This is a genomic window from Spirosoma flavum, assembly GCF_042686045.1.
Lineage (GTDB): Bacteria > Bacteroidota > Bacteroidia > Cytophagales > Spirosomataceae > Spirosoma > Spirosoma flavum.
This window is the reverse complement of sequence record NZ_JBHUOM010000072.1, coordinates 1-687: the sequence shown is the minus strand read 5'-3', so window position 1 is coordinate 687 and position 687 is coordinate 1. Positions and strand designations below refer to the sequence as shown.

The window sequence follows — 687 nt, the reverse complement described above, 5'->3', positions numbered from 1 at the left end:
TCTCAGTCTAGTCATTGCTACTCTGTTGAGCGCTTGCTCCAAACCACAAGCAGTTCATCCTGTTCCAGCTACCCCAGTTCAGTACGAACTGAAAGACATTCGGTATTTTTTTAACCAGGGTGATCGCGTTGATACAACAAAGCTGCAATTAAAAGGGTCTAGTGTACAGAATACAAGCACTCTTATTGCCACTCAACAGGTTGAAGAGCGCTTTGGGGAGTTAGTTAAAACTTCTTTATTTAGCCTGGATCCGACCAGCCAAGTACCCCAAGACGTCGATCTAAGTAAGTTTGCCGTAAGTGTACCTGAACATTGGTACGGCAATGGATTGTTCGACCGTTCGATTGAGACCTATTGGCTTAGCTCTATCGAACAACAAAAGCCCTATGGCTTTGATCAGCAGGGCCTGTTAACGGTCAAGATTCCACCCCAATCCAAGATTGACATAAGCCGTCAAATTACGGCCTATCAACTGGCCTGCTCCTTTAGTGGCATTTTAGAGAATACATCAACGGGCGAGCGGTACAGGTTGAGTGGTAAATGGACGGGTATTTTGCAGTATGCCAATCCGACAACAACGCTGAAGGAGTCTGCTTTGTAGGACTTACCTGGTACTAGCTAAATAGTCTTTCCATGCTGCTAATCGGCAGCGTTTTACGTTTATTGTCTTTGCCTAATCGCGGTGGT

At 45.6% G+C, this 687-nt stretch carries 1 protein-coding gene; it reads left to right on the top strand.

Features of this window, described 5'->3' with window-relative positions:
* On the top strand, nt 1-601 hold a 601-nt coding region (locus ACFS25_RS31845; protein WP_381509272.1), incomplete at its 5' end, for a hypothetical protein.
* Nucleotides 602-687 lie beyond the last annotated feature (86 nt).